This is a genomic window from Paenibacillus sp. LC231 (assembly GCF_001860525.1).
Taxonomy (GTDB): domain Bacteria; phylum Bacillota; class Bacilli; order Paenibacillales; family Paenibacillaceae; genus Paenibacillus_AQ.
Window position 1 is genome coordinate 58,852 of the sequence record NZ_JFOM01000011.1, and the last position, 23,260, is coordinate 82,111.

Annotated in this window: 21 protein-coding genes; 17 read left to right on the forward strand and 4 right to left on the reverse strand. The window is 50.1% G+C overall.

The window, feature by feature from the left end; all coding sequences use genetic code 11:
- Window positions 1-65 precede the first annotated feature (65 nt).
- The 11 genes from AK95_RS07440 (at window position 66) to AK95_RS07490 (ending at window position 13,044) form a co-directional block, all read left to right on the forward strand.
- Window positions 66-1,037, forward strand: a complete 972-nt coding sequence (locus tag AK95_RS07440; protein ID WP_071219344.1) for a D-alanyl-D-alanine carboxypeptidase family protein — start codon at window positions 66-68, stop codon at window positions 1,035-1,037.
- 241 nt (window positions 1,038-1,278) lie between these two features.
- The gene (locus AK95_RS07445) at window positions 1,279-2,265 is read left to right on the forward strand and encodes an LCP family protein (RefSeq protein ID WP_071219345.1); all 987 of its coding nucleotides are present in this window, start codon (window positions 1,279-1,281) and stop codon (window positions 2,263-2,265) included.
- Between the two features lie 223 nt (window positions 2,266-2,488).
- Window positions 2,489-2,923, forward strand: a complete 435-nt coding sequence (locus tag AK95_RS07450; RefSeq protein ID WP_071219346.1) for a CBS domain-containing protein — start codon at window positions 2,489-2,491, stop codon at window positions 2,921-2,923.
- A gap of 261 nt (window positions 2,924-3,184) precedes the next feature.
- Window positions 3,185-3,487, forward strand: a complete 303-nt coding sequence (locus AK95_RS07455) for a MazG-like family protein (protein WP_174819218.1) — start codon at window positions 3,185-3,187, stop codon at window positions 3,485-3,487.
- Window positions 3,484-4,410 (forward strand): DUF2232 domain-containing protein, encoded by a 927-nt coding sequence (locus AK95_RS07460; RefSeq protein ID WP_235613045.1) that lies wholly within the window; start codon window positions 3,484-3,486, stop codon window positions 4,408-4,410. The genes AK95_RS07455 and AK95_RS07460 overlap by 4 nt, the downstream gene beginning before the upstream one ends.
- An 11-nt stretch (window positions 4,411-4,421) precedes the next feature.
- Entirely contained in the window at window positions 4,422-6,422 is a 2,001-nt protein-coding gene (locus AK95_RS07465; protein ID WP_071219348.1) for a DHH family phosphoesterase, read from the forward strand.
- Complete coding sequence (gene rplI / locus AK95_RS07470; protein WP_071219349.1) at window positions 6,419-6,862, forward strand: 50S ribosomal protein L9; 444 nt, start codon at window positions 6,419-6,421, stop codon at window positions 6,860-6,862. Before AK95_RS07465 ends, rplI begins: the two co-directional genes overlap by 4 nt.
- 1 nt (window position 6,863) lies before the next feature.
- A complete protein-coding gene (gene dnaB / locus AK95_RS07475) occupies window positions 6,864-8,228 on the forward strand; it encodes a replicative DNA helicase (protein ID WP_071219350.1) in 1,365 nt (454 codons plus the stop codon).
- A 406-nt stretch (window positions 8,229-8,634) separates the two neighbouring features.
- Window positions 8,635-9,924, forward strand: a complete 1,290-nt coding sequence (locus AK95_RS07480) for an adenylosuccinate synthase (protein ID WP_071219351.1) — start codon at window positions 8,635-8,637, stop codon at window positions 9,922-9,924.
- 592 nt (window positions 9,925-10,516) lie between these two features.
- Window positions 10,517-11,203 carry a hypothetical protein gene (locus AK95_RS07485; RefSeq protein ID WP_071219352.1) on the forward strand — a complete coding sequence of 229 codons (687 nt, stop codon included), beginning with the start codon at window positions 10,517-10,519 and terminating at the stop codon, window positions 11,201-11,203.
- Window positions 11,204-11,475: 272 nt separating this feature from the next.
- The gene (locus AK95_RS07490; RefSeq protein WP_071219353.1) at window positions 11,476-13,044 is read left to right on the forward strand and encodes a M23 family metallopeptidase; all 1,569 of its coding nucleotides are present in this window, start codon (window positions 11,476-11,478) and stop codon (window positions 13,042-13,044) included.
- A gap of 241 nt (window positions 13,045-13,285) precedes the next feature.
- On the opposite strand, the gene AK95_RS34085 is transcribed toward AK95_RS07490, so the two are convergent.
- From AK95_RS34085 to AK95_RS07495, 3 genes are all read right to left on the reverse strand, one after another.
- A complete protein-coding gene (locus AK95_RS34085; protein ID WP_162487554.1) occupies window positions 13,286-13,555 on the reverse strand; it encodes a hypothetical protein in 270 nt (89 codons plus the stop codon).
- The gene (locus AK95_RS34090) at window positions 13,539-13,808 is read right to left on the reverse strand and encodes a hypothetical protein (RefSeq protein ID WP_162487555.1); all 270 of its coding nucleotides are present in this window, start codon (window positions 13,806-13,808) and stop codon (window positions 13,539-13,541) included. Before AK95_RS34090 ends, AK95_RS34085 begins: the two co-directional genes overlap by 17 nt.
- An 89-nt stretch (window positions 13,809-13,897) precedes the next feature.
- On the reverse strand, window positions 13,898-14,194 hold the full coding sequence (locus AK95_RS07495; RefSeq protein WP_071219354.1) for a hypothetical protein: 297 nt from the start codon (window positions 14,192-14,194) through the stop codon (window positions 13,898-13,900).
- Between the two features lie 276 nt (window positions 14,195-14,470).
- On the opposite strand from AK95_RS07495, the gene yycF reads away from it, so the two are divergent.
- From yycF to AK95_RS07520, 5 genes are all read left to right on the forward strand, one after another.
- Window positions 14,471-15,202, forward strand: coding sequence for a response regulator YycF (gene yycF / locus AK95_RS07500; protein WP_071219355.1), 732 nt, complete (start codon window positions 14,471-14,473; stop codon window positions 15,200-15,202).
- 74 nt (window positions 15,203-15,276) lie between these two features.
- Window positions 15,277-17,031: a cell wall metabolism sensor histidine kinase WalK gene (gene walK, locus AK95_RS07505; protein ID WP_481855823.1), complete on the forward strand. Its 1,755-nt coding sequence runs from the start codon at window positions 15,277-15,279 to the stop codon at window positions 17,029-17,031.
- Entirely contained in the window at window positions 17,028-18,308 is a 1,281-nt protein-coding gene (locus AK95_RS07510) for a YycH family regulatory protein (RefSeq protein WP_071219357.1), read from the forward strand. The genes walK and AK95_RS07510 overlap by 4 nt, the downstream gene beginning before the upstream one ends.
- 38 nt (window positions 18,309-18,346) lie before the next feature.
- A complete protein-coding gene (gene yycI, locus AK95_RS07515) occupies window positions 18,347-19,096 on the forward strand; it encodes a two-component system regulatory protein YycI (RefSeq protein WP_071219358.1) in 750 nt (249 codons plus the stop codon).
- Between the two features lie 7 nt (window positions 19,097-19,103).
- The gene (locus tag AK95_RS07520) at window positions 19,104-19,907 is read left to right on the forward strand and encodes an MBL fold metallo-hydrolase (RefSeq protein ID WP_071219359.1); all 804 of its coding nucleotides are present in this window, start codon (window positions 19,104-19,106) and stop codon (window positions 19,905-19,907) included.
- A 225-nt stretch (window positions 19,908-20,132) separates the two neighbouring features.
- On the opposite strand, the gene AK95_RS07525 is transcribed toward AK95_RS07520, so the two are convergent.
- Entirely contained in the window at window positions 20,133-20,396 is a 264-nt protein-coding gene (locus AK95_RS07525) for an alpha/beta-type small acid-soluble spore protein (protein WP_194540257.1), read from the reverse strand.
- 1,119 nt (window positions 20,397-21,515) lie between these two features.
- On the opposite strand from AK95_RS07525, the gene AK95_RS07530 reads away from it, so the two are divergent.
- Window positions 21,516-22,883, forward strand: a complete 1,368-nt coding sequence (locus AK95_RS07530) for a S1C family serine protease (RefSeq protein ID WP_071219360.1) — start codon at window positions 21,516-21,518, stop codon at window positions 22,881-22,883.
- Window positions 22,884-23,260: the final 377 nt, after the last annotated feature.

Below are 23,260 nucleotides of genomic sequence, written 5' to 3' on the forward strand. Positions count from 1 at the left end.
AATTTTCGAAAAAAAGCAGACCAAAAGCCCTTTTTATCCGTCTATTATTATGGAGGGCTAATTCTATGAAAAAACGGTGGCTTTGGCTGGTCATGATGTTGTTAATCATCGTCCCGATTGGGGCGGTTGTCATAGGAAATATAGAACGAGCGGGGTTTAAACCGAAGGTGGACGCGCGAGCGGTTGTCTTGATGGATTTAAACACCGGGCGTATTTTGCTCAGCGAAAATGGCGATGTACCCTTACCGCCTGCAAGCATGTCCAAGCTGATGACCGAGTTGGTCATCCTGGATGATATTAAGACCGGAAAGAGATCCTGGGACGATGAAGTCAAGATAAGCGATACCGCAAGCGACGTAAGCGGCGTTAAAATCGCCTTGAAATCCGGCGAAATTGTGACGGTACGCGAATTGTTCCAGAGCATAACGGTTTATTCAGCCAATGATGCGGCCGTAGCGCTTGCTGAGCATTTTGCAGGCTCCGAGGAAGCGTTTGTCCGAAAAATGAATGCCAAGGCAAAAGAGATTGGCTTATCCAGCGCGACACGATTCGTGAATGCGTCGGGAGTCGAGCGAAACACAGCCAACGATCAAGCCTGGTCATCGGATGGAGAAACGGCGATGACCGCAGAGGATACGGCCAAGCTGGCAGCACATTTGATTCGAAGCCACCCGGATATTCTTAGCACCTCCAGCAAGACCCAAACCAAGATCAGCGGACGGAATTTATATTTAAGCAATACCAATTGGATGCTGCCATCGGTAGGAGGTCCTTATTCCTATGAAGGCACTGACGGATTAAAGACAGGGTATACGGCAAATGCAGGATACTGCTTCACGGGTACTGCGGAGAAACAAGGCAGTCGGCTTGTTGCCGTTGTCATGGGTACCGAGTCCAAAGAAGCAAGATTTGAAGAGACGCGCAAGCTATTTGACTACGGATTCGCCAAAACGTTAACATGGAGAGAGCGGCTGGATGACTGGTTTCAATATTCGGGGATCTCAGCCGCTCTTACGCATGATAAGAGACCTGTTTAGCAGATCGCTGAAGATTTGGTAGATTTATAGAACTGCCCGCGAAGGGTTCACATTTGACAATAATCTGGTTTACAATAGATGATGTGCGAAACTGGCCTACTGATATGAAGTGAGTCAACGGGAGGAGTTCCCGTTTAATAAGGAGAGGAGGGGGAGCCAAGTAGCTTGAGGTGCAAGCAAGGACCTTTAACGATCTGACTTATCTATTAATTTATTTTATAATAAAGAAGGAATTGAACTCATGAAGAGGAAATCAATATATATTACTCTCGCTTTGGTCATACTGCTTGGCTCAACCGCATTTTTGTTCAGAACGCAGCTAGCGGTTGTTGCATTTGATCTGTTTATGGCAAAGGATGTAGAGGAATCATTACAGAAATCGTATAAACCGCTCCAGAGCGACAAGACACCCGAACCTGTCGTACTTCAGAGCGAGCCGTTCTCGGTTATGCTGCTCGGGAGTGACCAGCGTGAGGATGAACCTGCGCGTTCGGACACGTTGATCTATGCGGTTGTACGTCCAATGGAGTCCAAAGTGCTCTTAATTTCGGTTCCAAGGGACACGTATGTCGATATTATTGGCAAGGACAAGAAAGATAAGATTAACCACGCGTTTGCATTTGGCGGTCATCAAATGGCCAAAGATACGATGGAGGCATTTTTCGAAGAAGAACTTGATTATTATGCTTCCATTAATTTTCAGGGCTTGAAGGATGTTGTTGATGCCATTGGGGGCGTGGAACTGCCGATCGGCAAGGATATCGTCAACAAAGGCAGAGACCATGAGAAATTCACGATTGAAGCCAACAAACCGATTTATAACGGCGAAGAAGCTTTGAATTATGTCCGTTATCGGGAAGATAGCGACTTTAATCGTGCGAAGAGACAGCAAGTGTTTTTGGACGTAGCGGCCAAGCGGGTGATGAAGCTTGATCAGATCGGCAAGGTGCCTGAATTGATTGAGATCATGGGTGATAATTTCCAGACCGATATGCAGCCTAAGTTCATTATTGACCTGGCGAAGCAGATGCTGACTGGTGGCAAAGTGGATATGACCAGCTATACGATCATGGGGGAAGGCATGAAAATTGGCGGCGTCTATTATAACGAGCCCGACATGGAAGACGTGCAGGAAGCCCGGGATCTAATTGACAATTGGATGAACCCCGATACGCCGGCTGATCAACTGCTGCAGCCCAAAGATGCTGAGAAGCAAAAGTTGAAATAAATAAACACCGGTACACCCGGATGATGTCATAGTACGTTGCTTCATCTCAATCAGCAGTCGGATGGCTGCTGATTTTGTGCCCTATATAAGGAATCAGAATGGCGAAGTTAACGTATGTATGAGTATGGATAGGGGAAGGAGTAACCTGCATACCTAGGCTTTAAATCAGGAAGGTTACTTAACATGACTTCAGAGGTTGGAGTCATAAGGAGGATAACGCATTATGAATATCGCTTTTTTTCTGTTACCGAAGCAGGAAGTGATCTGTTTAACACTGGATTCTACGCTCAGGCAGACGCTGGAACGGATGGAGTTTCACCGATATACAGCTGTGCCCGTACTGGATAAGAACGGTCAGTACGCAGGGACTGTAACCGAAGGTGACCTGTTATGGCATATGAAGAATTCGGAAGGCAAAATCACTTTTGAGAACGCTTCGAAATTTTTGCTGAAGGATGTTCCTTTTCGTATGGATATCAAGCCGGTGTCGATTGACGCCCGGATGGAGGATCTGATCAATCTGGCCAAGGTGCAAAACTTTGTACCTGTCGTGGATGATATGAACCGCTTTATCGGAATTGTACGCAGAAGCCTCATCATAGAGTACTGTGAACGAATTGTCTCCAAGGAGACAATGGAGTCCCACGGAGCATCATAATCAAGCAGGCTTGAAAATAAACAAGGGCGTGGGACCACGATGACAATGTGGGTAACACGCCCTATTTTTATCGAACCGAGCTGCAGCGAAAAAGCGTGGAGGAATAACCGGGGCCCGAACGGAGTACAAAGAGAAGGTGGGTTACCGAGTGCCAACTGGGACTAAGGATGGACAGGGTGCATGGGCCTTTGTGTGGGCGGCTTTTTTTTATGCTATAATGGAGAATAAAGCTGTTTTCAGGGAGAGATGGATATGCCAAATATGCCGAAGGACTTGGATGTAGCTAAACGTGCCAAAGTGATTGAATGGCTCAAAACCGAAGTAATTGACAATGTATCCCGCTTATTCAAAGCTCTATGGGAAGGCAGCACTACAAAGGTTGGAGACAGTTTGGTAAGCCTGATGATGAGCTCATACATACTGGGCCGAAGGCTCGGCTTGACCTATCGGGATTTGGACGATCTCTTGTTAGAGAAATTGAAAAAGCATAAGCAGGAAGGACATCAGCTGGAAGATTGGTACCAGGATATTTCCGCGCTCGAAGAACATTTGCGTAAGAGGTGAACATATTGAAACTGCGCTGGACTACGGCGGTATGGAGCGTTATTTATTTGCTTCTGCTGCTATCATTACTCACACCCTTTTCGATCGTAACGGCTTTCTTGTTAGTTCTACCGGTTGCGATTCTGTTTACGGCTTTGAATACAAAATCATTTATCATGCATGTGGTGCCAGTGTGGCTGATCGCGCTTCTGATTCACCCTATTTATGTGTTATTTGCGATCTATTTTGCCATTCCGGGGATTGTCATGGGGTATTTGTACCGGAAGCGGAAGGCAGCTATGCAGGTATTGAAGTATGGAATGGCTGTCATGCTTGTGGAAATGCTTCTTCTGCTCATGATCAGCACCGCCTTCTTCCAATTAAATCTGTCGGAGTATGTGGATGAGATTGTGAAGATGACGACGGCTCCGCTCACTGAGATGGGTGTAGAAGGAGGCCTGGGAGGACAGTTCCTTGGTACCGAACTCGATACACAGTTAATAAAGGATCAAACGATGCGCTTGGTTCCATTTGCGATGATTATCAGCTCATTCCTCATGACGGTGGTAACCCATGCTTTGGCTCGTCCTACACTGGGCAGTATGGGCTTGACCGTGCCGCGCCTGAAGCCAGCTAGAGAATGGATGCTGCCGCGTTCCCTGATCTGGTACTACTTGCTCATCTTCTTCATCAACATAGCAACCGTTAATTCGGACAATACCTTCATGAAGATGATCGTGGCAAACGCTACGCCTTTGCTGCAGATCTGCTTCATGATTCAAGCGCTGGGGTTCTTCTACTATCTCACTCACGAACGGAAGTGGCATCCGATTGTACCGCTTTTGACGGCTATACCGATTGTGCTGTTCCCGCCGGCTATGATTATCGGAATCCTGGACCTGGCATTTCCACTTCGTCAGGCGTTTAGTAAAACCAAAAGATAGGGTGATGAGTCATGCCTAAATTTCTGCAGAAGCGCTGGCACGGCTATCATACCGTCTGGGCTTTTGCGCTGGTGCTTCTGCTTGTTATTTTTCTGTCGTTCTACAATACCATTCTGGGGCTGGTAGGTCTGCTGCTTGCGGTGGCAGGCGGCTATGCCATGCTGAAGACGGAGATGAAATTCCGCCGCGAGCTGGTCGATTATATTGGGGATCTGTCATTTCGGATTCAGCGGGTCGAAGGCGAAGCGGTCAGCGTGCTGCCTTTTGGCATCGTCCTGTACAGCGAGGACAAGACCGTGGAGTGGCATAACCAATTCGTGGTCAATATGTTTCCGCAGCAGTCGTTGGTCGGCGTATCCTTAGAGGAACTGTTTCCCCAGCTGGTTGTCGCGATAAAGGAAACTCAAGAGAAGAAGGATAACAAGGAGAAGCTGCCGAAAGAAATTCGTCTGGAGATCTCCCACGAGGATAAGTTCTATGGAGCAACGGTCATTCCGGATGAGCGATTAATCTATCTGGATGAGATTACCGAGCTGGCCGTGCTGAGGCAGCGGTATGAGGATGAGCGATTGGCCTTGGGCATTATTATGATGGATAACATCGATGAAGCCTCGCAGGGGATGGATGATCAACAGCGGACGGCACTGATTGCGAAGGTAACCAGTGAGATTACCGATTGGGCGCGTGAATTTAACGTCTATTTGCGGAGACTTTCCTCGGACCGTTATTTGATGATGCTCAACCACAGGTCGCTTGATGCGCTGGAGAACAGCCGCTTTCTCATCTTGGATGAAGTCCGGGAGATGACCGCCGATCTGAAGGTACCGCTGACGCTAAGCGTTGGTCTTGCTTTCGGTTCAGACGACATCACGGAGCTTGGGCAGTTGGCACAATCCAGTTTGGATATGGCACTGGGCCGTGGCGGAGATCAGGCAGCTGTCAAAGCGGGCCAGAGGCTCTCCTTCTATGGCGGTAAATCCAATGCAGTGGAGAAACGGACGCGCGTAAGAGCACGCGTTATCTCCCATGCGCTGCGTGATTTGATGCAGGAGAGCGACAAAGTGATCATCATGGGTCATAAGCTGCCGGATATGGACGTGGTCGGCGCTGCAATCGGCGTGTTGAAAGCAGCTCAGATGTATAAAGTGGAGGCTTATATCGTGATGGAGGGCATGAATCCGTCCATATCGAGGCTGATGGAAGAGGTCCGGAAGGACGAAGCCTTGATGAATCGATTCATCTCTACCGAACAAGCGATGCAAATCATGACAGAGCATACATTGCTCGTTGTGGTTGATACGCATAAAGCCTCCATGACGATGGAACCGCGGCTGGTTCATCGCGCAAGCCGGGTCGTTGTAATGGATCATCACCGGCGCGGAGAAGAGTTTATTAACGATGCGGTGCTGATCTATCTTGAACCGTATGCCTCATCAACCTGCGAGCTGGTTACGGAGGTGCTGCAGTATATTCACGAACGGGTATCCCTTACACCGGTTGAGGCAACGGCCTTATTGGCAGGGATCACGGTGGATACGAAGCATTTTGCCCTCCACACGGGATCGAGAACGTTCGAGGCTGCCGGTTTCCTGCGTCGTCACGGAGCCGATACAATGATGATTCAGCGGGTACTCAAGGAAGATCTGACAGAATTTATAGCGAAGGCAGAAATCGTGAAACATGCTAGAATGGTATATGACCATATCGCCATTGCGGTTTCGAAGAGCGGGGAGCCCATGCCGCAGCTATTGATCGCTCAAGTGGCGGATATGCTGCTGAATATGACGGATGTGCAGGCATCGTTTGTCATAAGCGAACGCACAGACGGCAAGATTGGCATTAGCGCCCGCTCCATGGGCAAGATGAATGTTCAGATGATTATGGAACGTCTCGGGGGAGGCGGACATTTAACGAACGCCGCAGTACAACTGGATACGACGCCTGAGAAAGCCGAGGAGAAGTTGATGGAAGTACTGAAGGACATCGAAGCGAAAGAGGGGTTATTTGAATGAAGGTCATTTTCATAAAAGATATGAAGGGTCAAGGCAAGAAAGGTGAAGTGAAGGAAGTTTCGGAAGGATATGCAACAAACTTCCTGATTCCGCGTGGGGTCGCTCGTCCGGCAACCGACGGCAACATGAAAACACTGGAGCAGCAGCAGGCTTCCGAGGAGAAGCGCAAGGCTCAGGAGAAGGAAGAAGCACAGGCGCTCGGCAAAAAGCTGGAAGAGATGACGGTTGTCCTGAAAGCTAAGGCTGGAGAAGGCGGCCGTCTGTTCGGCGCCATTACCAGCAAACAAATTGCTGAAGCGCTGGCAGGACAGAAGATCAAAATCGACAAACGCAAAATTGAACTTAGCGATCCGATCCGCAGTCTGGGTGTTACCCAGATTCCGGTGAAGCTGCACCCTGACGTCAAGGCGACGCTCAAGGTTCAAATTACGGAGGAGTAATATGGGAGGAGAACTCTATTTCGATCGGGTCCCCCCGCAGAACCTTGAGGCAGAGCAGGCGGTGCTAGGTGCCATTCTGCTACAAAGTGAAGCGCTGATTACAGCGATGGAGCGGGTGCAGGCCGAGGACTTCTACGACAAAACGCATCAGATGATCTATGAAGTTATGGTGCAGCTCGGGGAAGGCAATCAACCGATCGATCTGGTGACCCTTACATCTCTCCTGCAAGATAAAGGGCAGCTGGAAGAGGTCGGTGGTGTCAGCTATTTAGCAAAGCTGGCCCATGCGGTTCCGACGGCTGCGAACGTGGATTATTACGCCCAGATCATCGAAGAGAAATCGATGCTGCGGCGGTTGATTCGCACCGCAACACAGATTGTCAGTGAAGGATATACCGGAGGAGAAGATGTATCCGGTATGCTCAGCGAGGCGGAGCGGCGCATTCTCGAAATTTCCAATCGACGCACGGGCAGCGGATTTATTGCGATCCGCGACGTGCTGATGGAAGTATTCGAGAAGGTGGAGGTTCTCCATCAGAACCGGGGGAATACAACGGGAATTCCATCCGGTTTCGTGGACTTGGACAAAATGACAAGTGGATTCCAGCGCAACGACTTGATCATCGTGGCTGCCCGTCCTTCCGTAGGTAAAACCGCGTTTGCATTGAATATTGCTCAGAACGTGGCCATTCGTGCCAAAGAAACCGTGGCGATCTTCAGTCTGGAGATGTCAGCGCCGCAGCTCGTACAGCGTATGATCTGTGCGGAGGCTAACCTGGATGCAGGGGTCATGCGTAACGGTGATTTCAAAGGTGATGAGGATTGGTCCAAGCTTACGATGGGCATCGCAGCCCTGTCGGAAGCCGAGATTTACATTGATGATACACCGGGTGTTACGGTTGCCGATATTCGTGCGAAGTGCCGTCGTCTGAAAAAAGAGAAGGGTCTTGGCATGATCCTGATCGATTACCTCCAGCTCATTCATGGACGCGGCAAGGCCGGGGAGAACCGGCAGCAGGAGGTATCCGAGATCTCGCGTACGCTTAAACAAATTGCCCGTGAGCTTGAAGTGCCGGTTATCGCGCTGTCACAGCTCAGCCGGGGCGTGGAGCAGCGTCAGGACAAGCGTCCGATGATGAGTGACCTTCGGGAATCCGGTTCGATCGAGCAGGATGCCGATATCGTTGCGTTCTTGTACCGGGATGATTATTACAATCAGGAAACCGAGAAGAAGAACATCATCGAGATCATCATTGCTAAACAGCGTAACGGTCCTGTAGGTACGGTGGAACTGGTCTTCCTGAAGAACTTTAATAAATTCGTCAATTACGAACGAACGCATGCCGATGCCTTTGCTGCCGGATGACGCGTTACAGGTTAACCGACCAGGCAGACATCTGCCGCTGGTTGTAAGTAAAGGGCATTTCTTAAGATATCAAGTATAAACTTCGAAGCTTGGGCCTTCCTGATATCGTAAGAAAAGATTCCTCTAACCGCGGTCTGTCTTCTGAGAAAGTATGTCGACAGTCGTTTTTCTTATGGCGGTTCCCCGAATAATGCTGCAATCATTCGATAATCTTGTCCTAATTCCGAACAATCGTACACACTGATGTGCGATTGTTCGTTTTTGTATTTGACTTTAAAAATGGGGACTGTTACACTGGTATTGCTGCTTTAGTGCAGTGAGGTTGAAATTTAATCAGTTTGTAAAGGTTATTTCACAGTGTTTCGCGAAATATTAAGGGTGTAACAGCCCGAGCGGAGGAATGAATATGTCAACGGTAGTCGTTGTGGGAACACAATGGGGAGATGAAGGGAAAGGGAAAATCACGGATTATTTAGCTGAAAGCGCTGACGTGGTAGCCCGTTACCAAGGCGGCAACAATGCCGGCCACACCATTCTGATTGACGGTAAAAAATTCAAGCTTAGCTTGATTCCATCCGGAGTATTCTATAAAGATAAAACCTGTGTGATCGGAAACGGTATGGTCGTTAACCCGGCTGCACTTATTGAAGAGATTAATTATATTCATGATAACGGGTTCAGCACGGATAATCTGGTAATCAGTGATCGTGCTCATGTTATCATGCCTTATCATATGGTATTGGATGCTCTGGAAGAGGACCGCAAAGGTCCGAACAAAATCGGTACAACCCGCAAGGGGATCGGCCCTTGCTATATGGATAAAGCTGCACGTAACGGCATCCGGATCGCAGATCTGATGGATGCTGAAGAGTTCGAACTTAGGCTTCGCCATCTGGTGAAGGAGAAGAATCAAGTCATTACCCAGGTGTATGGCGGGGAAGCACTCGATGTTGAAGAAATTTTAACGCAATACCTGGAATACGCCGAAATCATTCGTAAATATGTGCGTGACACTTCCGTCATCCTGAATGATGCGATCGATGAGAATCAAAAAGTATTGTTCGAAGGCGCGCAGGGCGTCATGCTGGACATCGACCAAGGCACGTACCCGTTCGTTACGTCTTCGAATCCTTCTGCCGGCGGTGTATGTATCGGCTCCGGTGTAGGACCATCGAAGATTCAGCAGGTGATCGGTGTGGCTAAATCCTATACGACCCGTGTAGGGGATGGACCTTTCCCAACGGAGCTGGACAATGCAATTGGGGCGTATATTCGGGAAAAAGGGCATGAATACGGCACGGTAACCGGACGCGCTCGCCGCGTAGGCTGGTTCGATAGCGTAGTTGTGCGCCATGCCCGCCGTGTGAGCGGAATTACCGGCTTGTCACTGAACTCGCTGGATGTGCTGAGCGGTCTTGAGACCGTTAAGATCTGTACCGCATATAAATTCCGCGGCGAAGAGATTACGCACTACCCAGCAAGCCTGAAAATGCTTGCCGAGTGCGAAGCGATCTATGAAGAGCTGCCAGGTTGGAGTGAAGACATTACCAGCGCCAAAACGCTGGAGGATCTGCCGGAGAACACCCGCCGCTACGTAGAGCGCGTATCCGAGTTGACCGGTATTCCGATTGCCATCTTCTCAGTGGGCCGCAACCGGGAGCAGACGAATCAAGTGCTTCCGATTTACGAGAAATAATCTAGCGTTGGACCAAGAGTAGAGAGACTAGAAGTTCAACTTTAATGATAAGATAGGTCTATGAACCTGCCGATGATAGTGTCGGCGGGTTTTTCTTTTTGGCAAAGAAGGTGGAGACCAGAACGCATCCTGCGATAACATTGATGCCTAAATGTGGAAAAATTTGTCCCTTCCTTTGAAGAATATTATCCCTTAGCCGGTTGTCCATCCACCCTATAATGGAGAGAGACATAGAGGACAGCACGCTGATAATTTGGAATTGGGGCTAAAGGCAGCGGGTATATGCAGTCAGATCAATATAGGGGGACAGAAACCATATGAACTCAATGAGGCGTGTGGCCTTCTTGAGAGCTGGACAAGGTACACGATCCAGCATAATAAAAACCGGATTCATCTACTAGGTTGCTAGGGATGGTTCCGGTTTTTTTATTTTGGAATGGGCCTATAACTAACGGAATCATGAAATATATCAAATGGAAGTAGAAAAAATGAGGGAAAGAGGATTGAAGCGATTCTGAGCCGTCAATACTGGAAAAAGAAAGCAATCATCGCCATGTCATTTCAGAGCATGTATGAGGAAGGAGGAATACGAATGAAGTGGACGAAATGGCTGCTGAAAGTTAGCCTGACCGCCATCCTGGTGAGCACGCTCACGATTGTGACAACAGGCATCGTGGTCAATGCCTATATTCAATCGGTGTTGTCCAGTTTTAACATTCAGCTGGAGACGGAGCCGATGGGGGTTGGAGGTATTATGAAGTCGATGCTCGGTATGGGCTCCGGCACCAAGCCAGATGTCGGTAGTGTCAACCCCGCGGTGGATAACAATAGGGCAGAAGATAAGGATGCCACGTCTGATGAACCAACGCCAGGGAGCGGCTTGGATCGTGATGGAGGGGCACAAGAGGATGACGAAGCGAATTCGAACCCGGCGGGAACGACGGGTGAGCCGCCAGCTGATGAAGAGGCACCTGACAATTCCTTGCCGGTAATGGGCACGAACACGACAGAGCAGCCTAACGATTCCTCGCTGGAAGATCAGGAGATTGTGATGACGCCGGGGGAAATTGTGGATCGGAAGGACAGTTTGCCAACAGAGGAGAAAGAAGAGATTTTTACCCTGCTGATGAATAAACTGCCCCAATCGGAAATGCAGAAGATCTCTGCGGCGATGGAGGATGGACTGACTGCAGCGGAACTTGCGGACATCGAGCAGGGCATATCCAAATATTTGAATGCCGAGGAATTCGATAAACTGATCACCATGCTTAAAGAATAACGGTAAAACGACTATTAGGCCCGTACTGTCACTGTTTTGTCACTGACTTGCGGAGGTTATAAAGTAGGGAAAATCAGGAAACCCGTGCCCAGCGCGGGTTTTTCGCTGTTTTCGTAAACTTGAAATGATTGTAATGGCTATGTTAAAGTATACGAAGATCGAAAAGGTTAAAATTTTGATACCTTTTGACAGGTTGTGTCATAATCAATACTAAGTCAGCGAGTTCAAATGAACAGATTCTTACATATGAACAAGGCTTAAAGGAGAGAGACATGAAAGGTTCTAAGGGGAAACGGTGGATGGACAGCCTCTTGCGGAAGCAAGCAGCCGATCATTCTGCCCACAATAACAACTCGAATCGAGAGCCCTCGGAGCCGTCGAATCCACAAAAACGGGGATGGACTTCACCGCGCAGGTGGATTTGGATATCGGCAGGGGCATTGCTCATAGCAGGAACGATATATACGGGCGGAAAAGCGTATGTGAACGCGAATACGGTTCCGTTCTATCATGTGTATGTAGATGGAAAAGCGATCGGTACCATTCAAGATGATGCCCAGCTTGACCAGCTGCTCAAAGAGAAGCAAAAGGAGTATCAGCAGGAGCACCCTGACGTACTTATGGTGCTTCACACCGACGGCATTACAACGAAGGCTGATCGTTCCTTTAAACCAGAGGTGAACAGCGAGGAGACTCTCCAAAAGCTGGATAACATGCTGAAGGCATATGCCCGCGGCGTAGAGCTGAAGGTGAACGGCAAGACAGTTGCCATCGTGAAGGATCAGCAGGCAGCCAAAGCTGCCGTCGAAGCGGCCAAGCTGAAGTTCGCTCCCGCAGCTGCCCAGGAGGAGAAGACCCAGAGGGTCGCTTTCACGAAGACGTCCGCATCGGCATCGAGCAAGAAGAGCGATGACGGAAGCGGGCTTCAGTCCGTGGAGATTAAGGAGAAGATCTCGCTTGCCAACACGAAGGCCGACCCGAACAAGGTGCTGGACGTGGAAGAAGCGGTTAAAGTGCTTACGGGCACGAAGGACAAGCCGGTGGTATATACGGTGAAAGAGGGAGATACGATCTCCTCAATTGCGCAGCATTTTGGCATGAAGTCTGCTGACGTCATGGCGCTGAATCCCGGACTGGAGGAGAAATACGTTCAGATCGGGGCCGAGCTGCAGGTAACGAAACCGGAAGCACCGCTGACGGTAAGAACGGTGGAGACGGTGTCGGAGAAGCAGCCAAGCAAGCCGGAAACGATTGTCCGCAAGAGCAGCGAGCTTCCTTTGGGGAAACGAAAGGTCGTTCGTCCCGGGCGGGATGGCGTCAAAACCGTGGATTACATCGTAACCAAAGAGAACGGCAAGGTCATCTCTAAGCAATGGACAGGCCAACAGGTGGTTCAGGAGTCCCTGCCGGAAGTGGTGTATAAAGGCACCAAGGTAGCGCCCAAGAAAAAAGCGGCAACGGTGACCCAGAAATCCAGCGGCAGCATGTTCGCATGGCCGGTCAGCGGGGCACGCATTACGAGTTCCTACGGTCATCGCTGGGGAAGAAGCCATGAAGGTGTCGATATGGTTGGCGGAAGCACGATTATGGCTGCCGCTTCGGGCAGAGTGGTCTTCGCCGGTCAGCAGAGCGGTTACGGCAATGTCGTCATTGTCGATCACGGCAATGGATACCGCACCCTGTATGGGCATATGAGCAGGATTTCCGTAAGCAACGGACAATCTGTTGGACAAGGCTCCAAGCTGGGCGTCATGGGCAATACGGGCCGTTCTACTGGAACTCATCTCCATTTCGAAGTACAAAAAAATGGAGTTGCTCAAAATCCGATGAATTATCTGTAGTTCTGTGTTATACTAGATAAACCAATGCGACATAAGCCATTATTGGTTCATATATCATAATAGTGAAGATGGCCGCTCCTTAACGGGGGCGGCCATCTTTGCGTCTTAAACAGGTGGATGTAATGGGGATGTGGGACAGAACGGGAAATATCTTTCCAGCCGCTGTTGTCCGCCCTTTGTCTGAATTGAATTTTATGAGGTAACAAAAGACTCCCAAAGGCGTCTTCCAAGATATTTTCCCTTATCTGTCGAATCCATCCCCGTCATTTCCGCCGGGAAGGGGGTGGCCGCCCCCTGAATCGGGGCGGCAGTTGGGAGGTGGAGTGGATGGGACAGAACGGGAAATATCCGCAGTGGTGGCGCAAGCGGTATCCTTCTCCGTTGCTGTTGAATTCGGAAAATAGGAATGTTGCGTAAGCTGAGATTTTCCGAATCCAAAGGCGATCGCTACCGCTCTCCGAATGACACCGCTCGCTGCTGCCGAAGGTTTTCCCTTATCTGTCGAATCCATCCCCGTCATTTCCGCCGGGAAGGGGGTGGCCGCCACCTGAATCGGGGCGGCAGTTGGGAGGTGGAGTGGATGGGACAGAACGGGAAATATCCGCAGTGGTGGCGCAAGCGGTATCCTTCTCCGTCGCTGTTGAATTCGGAAAATAGGAATGTTGCGTAAGCTGAGATTTTCCGAATCCATAGGCGATCGCTACCGCTCTCCGAATGACACCGCTCGCTGCTGCCGAAGGTTTTCCCTTATCTGTCGAATCCATCCCCGTGCTTTCCGCTGCGAAGCGGGTGGCCGCCCCCTGAATCGGGGCGGCCGTTGGGAGGCGGAGTGGGTGGGACACATCAATAAAAACTATTCTCTTTTGTAGGCGTAGACTAGGAGATTAACCAACGATAGTATCGCTACTGCAATAAACATATTAAAGGATACAGCGTCGCCGCCGGTTCCCAATTCATCTGCAAGGTAACCTATTTGATAGGTCAGATGAGCGGATACTGCCAAACTAATAAGGGTAATTATTGCGATTGTAAAACCATTGATTACTTTAGGGCGATTCCGAAAAATCATGATGAACAATGTGATGATCAGAATGAGGATAAACAGAATATATATGGGTCTAAAATGAGTAACTATATTTGTACTTTCCATCCAAACAACCCCTCCCTGTACTTATAGATTGAGCTCTCAATCTTAACTTAAATAAGATGGATGAACACCCTTCGAAAGCTATATTCCATCATAATCCAGTATAGTTATAAACTTCAACCGCTGAAAACCACCCACTGAATCGGGTCAGCTGTTAGGAGCGGTGGGTGTGTAGCGGCGGCAGGTGTGGTAAAATGGGAAGAAGACCGTTTAAGTGTGAGTTCAAAGAGGGATTTTTTGAACACCCTTTTTATGTGAAGGTATGAGGTGAACAGGACAATGCAGGGAACCATTCTGGTGGTGGATGACGAACAACCCATCGCCGATATTTTAAAGTTTAACTTGGAAAAAGAGGGCTATGAGGTCATCTGCGCTTTTGATGGCATTAGCGCGGTGGAGATTGCGCTTACGAAGCGGCCGGATTTAATGCTGCTTGATTTGATGCTGCCCGGAAAAGACGGAATGGATGTGTGCCGCGAGGTACGTGCCGCGAACCTGCAGATCCCGATCATCATGCTGACGGCAAAGGACGGGGAGATTGACAAGGTGCTTGGACTCGAGCTTGGCGCGGATGATTACGTGACGAAGCCGTTCAGCACCAGAGAAATATTGGCACGCGTAAAGGCGCATCTGCGCCGTCAGCAAAAGCCGGACAACTCAGCGGATAACACAGGCGGCACAAGTGCAGGCGGACAAGGCCTACGGCTGTTTGAGCTGTTTATTGATACCGATATGTACATGGTATATAAAAGCGGGGAAGCGCTCGATCTGACGCACCGCGAATACGAATTGGTGTATTATTTGGCCCGGAATGCCGGTAAAGTGATGACTCGTGAACATTTGCTGCAGGCGGTATGGGGGTTTGAATATTTCGGCGATGTGCGGACCGTGGATGTTACGATTCGCCGACTTCGCGAGAAGATTGAAGAGAATCCGAGCAAGCCGGAATATATTCTGACTCGGCGCGGACTGGGCTACCTGATGCGCAGCGCTAAAAACGGAGGCCTGTAATGAAGTGGCTGTCCTTCTTCCGCACCATTCAGGCGAAGGTCATCATCATTTATGTCCTTCTCATACTGATCGCGATGCAGCTGATCGGGGTGTATTTTGTCAGTGCGATGAAGAACTCGCTGACCAGCAATTTCACGAAGGACTTGCAGGAACGCGCAGAGCTGATGTCGGTTCTGGCGGCCAAGACCCTTGGCGGCGAGAATGTTACGGAGGAGGACCCGTATGATAGCCTGCGCGTCATGGTGAACAATCTGTTCAATCTGAACGGAGCCGAGATTCAGGTACTGGATTCCACCGGACGGGTATTGACGACCTCGCTGCCCTCCCATGCCGATTACGTGAACACGAAGAACACGCAGACGGTTGTCAGCCGGGCATTGCAGGGTATACAGGATAATGAAGAGTATATTATCGATGATGATAACATCCGCAAAAAAGTGGTGGCCAAGCCCGTCATGTACAACGAGAAAATCGTCGGCGCGATTTATATCGTAGCCAGCATGAGCGAGCTGTACAGCACGATGCAGCGGATCAACAATATTTTTATATCGGGCATTCTCCTGGCCCTTGGCTTGACGGCGGTGCTTGGCGTCATCCTGTCGCATACGATCACCAACCCGATCAAGGAGCTGACCAAGCATGCCCGGGCCGTCGCGGACGGCCGGTTTACCGAGAAAACGCCGGTGTTCGGCAGCGATGAGATCGGCCAGCTCAGCCAGGCGTTCAACTATATGACCAGCCGTCTGCGCGAAGCCCTCTCGCAGAACGAAGAAGAGAAAGAGAAGCTGGCATCGATTCTGACCAATATGAGTGACGGCGTTATCGCAACCGATGAAGCGGGACGTGTCATCCTGATGAACCGGCGCGCCGGGGAAATGCTGGGCGTGGAGGGAGAAGAGCTGGCAGGACACGATATCGTTTCCCTCCTGGGTCTTGAGGAGTCCGAATCGGAGGCGCTGGCGCGCAGCGAAGGGCATGATTCCAAACTGCTGGAGATTGTGCCGCGCGAGGGCAGCGAACCGTTCATGATGCGTGTAACCTTTACTCCGATTCATCGGCGGGAAATCGGCATCACCGGTACGATTGCGGTGCTGCAAGACGTTACGGAGCAGGAGAAGCTGGAAGCGTCGCGGCGGGAGTTCGTGGCGAATGTATCCCATGAGCTGCGTACGCCGCTGACCACCATTAAGAGTTATACCGAAGCGCTGGAGGATGGGGCGCTGGAGGATAAACAGATGGGGCCGCGTTTTGTCGGCGTTATCCAGAATGAGACCGGACGGATGATCCGGCTGGTAACGGACCTGCTGCATCTGTCACGGCTTGATTCCAAGGAGGCTGCTCTGCATAAGGAGCCGACGGACATTGTGGAGATGCTGGAGGACGTTGAGGACCGCTTCTCATTCCAAATGAAACAAAAGCATATCCGCACCATTATTGAGGTGAAACCGGGCGTATCGACAGCTATGCTGGACCGGGACGGTATTGATCAGGTTCTCGATAATCTGATATCCAATGCCCTTAAATATACGCCAGACGGAGGCACTATCACCATGGATGCGAGCATAACGGAGGAAGGCATGCTGTCCTTATCGGTAAAGGATACCGGGATCGGCATTCCGAAGAAAGATTTGGACCGGATCTTCGAGCGCTTCTACCGGGTGGATAAGGCCCGGACGCGCAATTTAGGCGGAACAGGTCTCGGATTATCCATTGCCCGGGAAATTGTCAGGGCACATGGAGGTTTTATTACGCTTCAATCCGAGCTGGAGAAAGGCACCACGGTGACCTTCACCTTGCCCCTGGATAACGAGGGGAGGGCATTAACGTGAAGGAGCGATTAAAGACCATTCTGTTGGTTGTGCTGGTCGTGGGCAGTTTGCTGCAGAGTTACGTTTTGATTTTCCGCTTTCCGGGCAGTGATTCGGTTGTGCAATCCAAGAACGCCTATATCCGAACAGAAGAAATGGGCCCGGAGGAAAAGGCCGAGAATCTGCTCTTTCCCGACAAGATGATCATTCATCTGGGCGAAGACCAACATACGGTGTTCTATCCGAACGATACGTTCTACAATCTTGTGTATAACCGGCTCAAAGGCCGGACATTTGATAATTTCCAGCGTCGGATGGTCAGCAACATCGACTGGGCTAAGGTTCGCTCCGAGAATCGGGGCATTGAGCTGAGCTTTGATTCGGGCATTCCGGTTACGCTGCTCCAAAGAGTGATGCAGATCGTCCCGGACACCCTGTTTGAAGGGGAAAGCATCAATAAAATATGGCTGTACAGCGTGGAAGGCGAAGCGAAGATCCATGTCATGTTTTTCAGTACAGAGGGCGATGTGGTCTACGAAGCCGCGCAGGCGGATTTGACCGTCCAGGATGTGGATCAGCTGGTGGACTTCGGGCTGAGCTGGACGCCTTATAAGATGGTGGATGGCCGGTATTATACCCCGGCGAAGGAACTGAATATGGTCAGCATGGAACTGCCCATTGGCGAATATACGGTAGAGCAGATGCAGCGCAGCCTGTTCTTTGACCCTAGCATCACGCGCAATATCCGGGAAAAAGACGGCTCCGAGATTTATACAGACAGTAAACGGAGCCTGCAGGTGGATCAGGGGCAAAAATGGATCAGTTATACCGATCCGGCTGCGCCGCCATCCGGTGAGAGCAGCCCCGGCAAGGATGTGCTGTCGGCCATCGATTTCGTGAATCAGCACGGGGGCTGGAATGGCACGTACAGGCTGGCTAAGGCGGGTGAATCCGAGGATCGGACGCTGGTAAAGTTCCAGCAGTACTATGGCGGATTCCCGATCCTGAATACACCGGGCTTCCAGTATGGCGTCATGGAATTGGATTTACAGCAGGGGACGGTGACCTCGTATGAGCGCTCGCTGTTATATCTTGAGTCTGCTGCCTTGAAGAAACAGATGGTGAAGCTGACAGGTGGCGAGGCCTTGGAGGCGAAGCTGAAGCCTTATATGGAGGGAAAGAATGTGGTTATCAGTCTGGATCCTGCCTATTTACCGGTGCGTGCGGGAGAAGGGTTGCTGCTTAAGCCTGTATGGGCCTTAGAGCTCCAGAATGGGTCAGTTATCACACTCGAGTAATGATAGAGATCGTTATTGAATCATAAGGAGGGAACATCATGGATTGGGGCCGTGCCAAAAATGTATTGATTTACGCGTTTTTGCTGCTGAATCTGGTGCTGGGCTATCAGCTCTGGATGGATTACCGCGAGCAGGTCGGCTCCAATCTGGATTTCACCTCGCTTTCCGAGAGCACGCAGCAGGTGATTGAGGAGAATAGGATTCAATTGCTGAGTCCGATTCCGACGGAAACGCCGCAGCTTCCCAAGATTAATTATATCTACAGCGCGGAAGCGCAGGGAGGGCCGGTAGGGCTGGAGCAGCCCATTGACACGGAGCTGATTTATGCCGATGAGAAGGAATTGCGGAATGCGCTGGAGGGTAAGATCAAGGATCTCGGGAATTATCGCCATGATCCGCAGTCGGATAAAGAGAATATCATCGTCTTCCGGCCGCTGGTGCAGAAGGAATGGCCGCTGTTCAATGTGGAGCTGGAGTTCATTTACGAATCCCAGAAGATCCATGCGTACCGGGAGCCGGTGTTTGAGATTATGCCAACCGACGATATGGAGGAACAAAAGGTTCTGCCCGCATCCAAGGCTTTGGAAACGCTCATTGAACGTAACTTCATCCCGCCCGATTCGGCGGTAAGGGACATTCAGCTGGGCTATTACGGACAGTTGTTTAATACGGAGGACCAGTTAGCAGCACCAACTTGGCGGTTTACATTGGATCATGGCGAGATGATCTATGTACAAGGGATCAGCGGGGACGTGCTGACGCCAAAAAGCGATACGACAAAGGAGTAACAAGACTATGGGGATTTCATTTTCCGTGCTGTCGAGCGGCTCAACGGGCAATGCGACCATTGTCCGCAATGAGGATACGACACTGTTGATTGATGCGGGCTTAAGTGCACGGCGCATCGATGAGTTGTTGAAAGAACGCGAAATGATGGGGGAAGAAATCGACGGGATCCTGGTCACGCATGAGCATTCGGATCATATCCGGGGGCTTGGCGCGGTGGCGCGCAAATACAATCTGCCGATCTATGCGAATGAGAAAACATGGGAAGCGATGAGCAAGTCGCTGGGCAAGATTGCGGAAGAGAACCGGATTGTGCTGGAGAGTCATGAGGTCAAGGATTTTGGCACACTGCGGGTGGAGCCTTTTGAAATATCCCATGACGCTGCGGCACCGGTCGGTTATTGCTTCTATGACGGCGACGAGAAGCTGGGCGTCGCGACGGACCTCGGTTATGTCAGCGATAAGGTGAAGAAGGCGCTGGATGGATCGGATGTCCTGGTGCTCGAAGCCAATCACGATATCGAGATGCTTCGGATGGGACGCTATCCGTGGAATACCAAACGCCGGATTCTCGGCGATATGGGACATTTGTCGAATAATTCGGCAGGCGATGCCTTAAGCGAGCTGCTGACGGGGGATACCAAACGAACGTATCTGGCCCATCTCAGCCTGGATCACAACATGATGGAGCTGGCGAGAATGACCGTCCGCGATACGATGGAGGACCGCGGCTGTTTCTTCAAGGACAGCGAGTTTAAATTGTGTGATACGTATTATGACCGCCCGACCCCTTGGGATAAGGTCGGCGAATAGGCATATGGTCGACAGCCATCCAAGGCATGCCCCGGATCATACACCGTACGCACAGGGAGTTTAGATAACGACATTCTTACCAATGAAGCATTCCTTTTTGAGCAATTTTACTATTAGTTATCAATATATAGGCATAACAAGATCAGCCCCACGATCATAGGGAACTATGACGTGGGGCTGTTTTGCAGTTTAAGGGATACTGAGTTCCGAGAGACGAGGCTCGTTCTAACGCTTGCTAAGACTCTCTTGTGCCATACGCACCATCTCCCGGACCATGGAACCGCCAATCGCACCGCCGACTTTACCGGCCTGCTCGGTGGTCAGGTCTCTGTTGTCGCCCGGTTTAAGAGGGACACCGAGTGACTTGGCCACCTCATATTTGACGTCCTGCTGTCTCTGCGGGTCCACTTGATAGCCTTCGTTCCGCATGACGTCGGTCATGAACTGCTGCATTTCGGGACTCCGGCGCCGTCTTGATCTTCTTGCCATCCCATAACCCTCCTTGCAATAGTTTCCCCTTCATAACATTCCCTGCGGGGCACCGACAGATGAATGGATAACCTAACCAGTTCAAACATGAGGGAGAGCTGAAGAGAATGGAACCGAGGCATTCGAGTAGTGGAAACGGGATAGGCCGATCTTGTCTGTAGGAGCAAAGCGTAAGGAGGGGCTGGAAGTATTTTTTCAATGGATGGTGTAGGAAGAATAAGTTGCGGGGAATCCAAAAATAGGAATGATGTGTGGGTCCCGGAGATTCCTTCAACGTTGCGGTTCAAAAGGGATCGATTTCGTCATGCAAGACCGACGGTTTTTGCCATTTTCTTTACACAATTGTCCGGTAGTTAGGGGGGAGTGCGCGAATGAGGGTGGCAGGCAGTTGGGAATAGCGGATATGCCGGAAGAGAGGAATTTGGATCATTAGAGAAAATCCCTTCATAATGGAACCGTTTGGTCGGCTGTTACGTATACAAGGTTAATATGTTCATCCTGACTATTCGTTGTTATGGATTGAAGAATCTGTCATTGTACCGACCCTTAAAATTGCCATCAATTTGGCATTTGTTTTTATCAAAGAAAGCTGACGTGAACCTCTGTTCGTGTGGTACAATAGGAAGACTAGAAGGTCTGAATGCTTCTGTTAAGCACTTGCATCGAACAAGGCACTAGGCATTTTGCATTTTTAAAATAAGGATGGCCCAAGTTTTCCCATCTCTTTTTAGAAAAAACAGATGTTTCGCGCTTAAGTCGCCCTGTTTGTGGTAATAGAAGAATACAGGGTTTTTTTTGAACTGTCGGGTGGGAATACATACCTTTTATGGAACCAGATTTCAGGCAATGGATTGAAATATGGTTGGTAGAGCGATATTTCGATAAAAGTTCAAATAGAATGCTTAAAAATGCAACTTTTTGGGCCGCTGAATAGTCTTTACAGTAGAGAGATATTTAACAGGTGGCACGCTGCCGATTTCATAGGAAGCTAGATACACTCGGTACAGGGCAGGTTGTTATGACGACAAGATGATTTCATAGGTCAGTCGGTAATGGCGGAGGGTCTGAAGCTGGTAAAGTATCTTGACGCGTAGCAACCAAGGGGAGAGAGGGATCGCAATGGGATTATTTGACGATGATTTCTATTCAACTAAAATTTCCAGACGGAGCAAAAATACCAGCGAGGACCGACCTGAGCGAACGAAGTGGCGGACGACCCGCCGTAAAAAGGGTTTATCCACATTCCAGATTTCCGCGATCAGTTCTGTGTGCAGTGCTCTGATTGCGGTGATGCTGTTTAGCTTCATAACAGGCCATCCTGCGACCTCTTCACCGGTTACCTTGATTAATGGCAGCCATCAGCTGTCCAAGTCCGATGGGGATCCCTATGAACGGATTGTTAGCGTTGCTCAGAAGGTCCGACCGGTTGTTGTCAGTGTGCTGACACATAAAGAGACCGCAATGCCAGAAGAGGAAGGTCTTGAGGGAGAAGGGTTGGAAGAGGATTTCGGTGCCCTGCCAGAGGAAGAAGGGGATTTTGAGCTTCCGGAGGGATTCGACTTCGGTGAGGATTTTGATTTCGGAAATGATTTCGGCGGCTCACAGGAAGACACCTTGGGCTCTGGCGTTATCTTCAAGAAACTCGAGGGCAAAGCCTTTGTGATTACGAATAACCATGTGGTTGATGGTGCCGATTCCCTGGAGGTTGTGCTGGTAGGCGGCGAGAAGAAGAAGGCGACCTTGGTCGGCACAGACAAAGTTAGTGATATTGCCGTTCTGTCAATTGACAGTAAAGGCATCGGAGAAGTTGCAGAGTTTGGGGATTCCTCCAAGCTTCGCCTCGGTGAAACCGTCATCGCCATCGGCAACCCGCTCGGCCTGGGTGACACGCTCACATCCGGGATTGTCAGCTACACGAACCGCGTAATACCGGTATCCCTGAACCAGGATGGTATCTATGATTGGGAGCAGGAGGTCATTCAGACCGACGCCGCCATTAACGAGGGGAATAGCGGGGGCGCTCTAGTGGATTTGAACGGTAAAGTTATCGGCATCAATACGATGAAAATCGCGGACACCGGCGTAGAAGGGCTTGGGTTTGCGATTCCGGTCAATGAAATTACGGAGATTGTAACCGAGCTGATGCTGAAGGGGCATATTGCACGCCCTTATCTCGGCGTATATACCGTGGACTTGGGTAATCCGTATGCTCCGCTAAGCAAGAAAGAGAAAGAGGACCTCAAGCTGCCGAAGACGGTAACCGAAGGCGTGGTCGTGCTGGATGCGCTTGGACCTGCGCTGGATGCGGGTCTGCAGCTGAATGACGTGATCGTCAAGCTGGATGGCAAGCCGATTACGACGACGCTGGAGCTGCGCAAGCACCTTTACTATAACACGAAGGTAGGCAAAGACCTGGACGTGACCTTCTATCGTGACGGCAAGCTGCAGTCGCTGAAGGTGAAGCTGGAAGAAAAGCCTGGAGAATAAGGCAGGCTGGATCGGTGACGTGGTTGGCCCTGAATCACTGCGGATTTTTTAGGGTGAACGTGCTTGTCCATTGTTTCGTGCATCATTTCATGGGTATATATAATGGTTAGCGTTGAATAGTATCCAATATAGAGAGATTTGAAAAAGGTTAGATAAGAGCCGTGAAACGGCCGCGAAGAAGAGCGTGGATTACGCTCTTTTTTGCTGTCCGCATTGAAATAATGGTGGTAATAAGGACTTTTGATGTGAAATCCATGGATAGATAGGAAGCTTTTGTGGATTGAAATCCGGCCGGGATGAGCAAATGGGTTAAAAACATTTCTTTTTCTCGTAGAGTGTGGTAGAACAGAAGAGTGGCTATACTGGTTTGAAGATAA

Excerpts from the sequence above, each read along its gene's own strand:
- AK95_RS07440 (WP_071219344.1), top strand. The coding sequence starts at position 66 with ATGAAAAAACGGTGGCTTTGGCTGGTCATGATGTTGTTAATCATCGTC.
- AK95_RS07445 (WP_071219345.1), top strand. The coding sequence starts at position 1,279 with ATGAAGAGGAAATCAATATATATTACTCTCGCTTTGGTCATACTGCTT.
- AK95_RS07450 (WP_071219346.1), top strand. The coding sequence starts at position 2,489 with ATGAATATCGCTTTTTTTCTGTTACCGAAGCAGGAAGTGATCTGTTTA.
- AK95_RS07455 (WP_174819218.1), top strand. The coding sequence starts at position 3,185 with ATGCCGAAGGACTTGGATGTAGCTAAACGTGCCAAAGTGATTGAATGG.
- AK95_RS07465 (WP_071219348.1), top strand. The coding sequence starts at position 4,422 with ATGCCTAAATTTCTGCAGAAGCGCTGGCACGGCTATCATACCGTCTGG.
- rplI (WP_071219349.1), top strand. The coding sequence starts at position 6,419 with ATGAAGGTCATTTTCATAAAAGATATGAAGGGTCAAGGCAAGAAAGGT.
- dnaB (WP_071219350.1), top strand. The coding sequence starts at position 6,864 with ATGGGAGGAGAACTCTATTTCGATCGGGTCCCCCCGCAGAACCTTGAG.
- AK95_RS07480 (WP_071219351.1), top strand. The coding sequence starts at position 8,635 with ATGTCAACGGTAGTCGTTGTGGGAACACAATGGGGAGATGAAGGGAAA.
- AK95_RS07485 (WP_071219352.1), top strand. The coding sequence starts at position 10,517 with ATGAAGTGGACGAAATGGCTGCTGAAAGTTAGCCTGACCGCCATCCTG.
- AK95_RS07490 (WP_071219353.1), top strand. The coding sequence starts at position 11,476 with ATGAAAGGTTCTAAGGGGAAACGGTGGATGGACAGCCTCTTGCGGAAG.
- AK95_RS34085 (WP_162487554.1), bottom strand. The coding sequence starts at position 13,555 with ATGGATTCGACAGATAAGGGAAAACCTTCGGCAGCAGCGAGCGGTGTC.
- AK95_RS34090 (WP_162487555.1), bottom strand. The coding sequence starts at position 13,808 with ATGGATTCGACAGATAAGGGAAAACCTTCGGCAGCAGCGAGCGGTGTC.
- AK95_RS07495 (WP_071219354.1), bottom strand. The coding sequence starts at position 14,194 with ATGGAAAGTACAAATATAGTTACTCATTTTAGACCCATATATATTCTG.
- yycF (WP_071219355.1), top strand. The coding sequence starts at position 14,471 with ATGCAGGGAACCATTCTGGTGGTGGATGACGAACAACCCATCGCCGAT.
- walK (WP_481855823.1), top strand. The coding sequence starts at position 15,277 with ATGCAGCTGATCGGGGTGTATTTTGTCAGTGCGATGAAGAACTCGCTG.
- yycI (WP_071219358.1), top strand. The coding sequence starts at position 18,347 with ATGGATTGGGGCCGTGCCAAAAATGTATTGATTTACGCGTTTTTGCTG.
- AK95_RS07520 (WP_071219359.1), top strand. The coding sequence starts at position 19,104 with ATGGGGATTTCATTTTCCGTGCTGTCGAGCGGCTCAACGGGCAATGCG.
- AK95_RS07525 (WP_194540257.1), bottom strand. The coding sequence starts at position 20,396 with ATGGCAAGAAGATCAAGACGGCGCCGGAGTCCCGAAATGCAGCAGTTC.
- AK95_RS07530 (WP_071219360.1), top strand. The coding sequence starts at position 21,516 with ATGGGATTATTTGACGATGATTTCTATTCAACTAAAATTTCCAGACGG.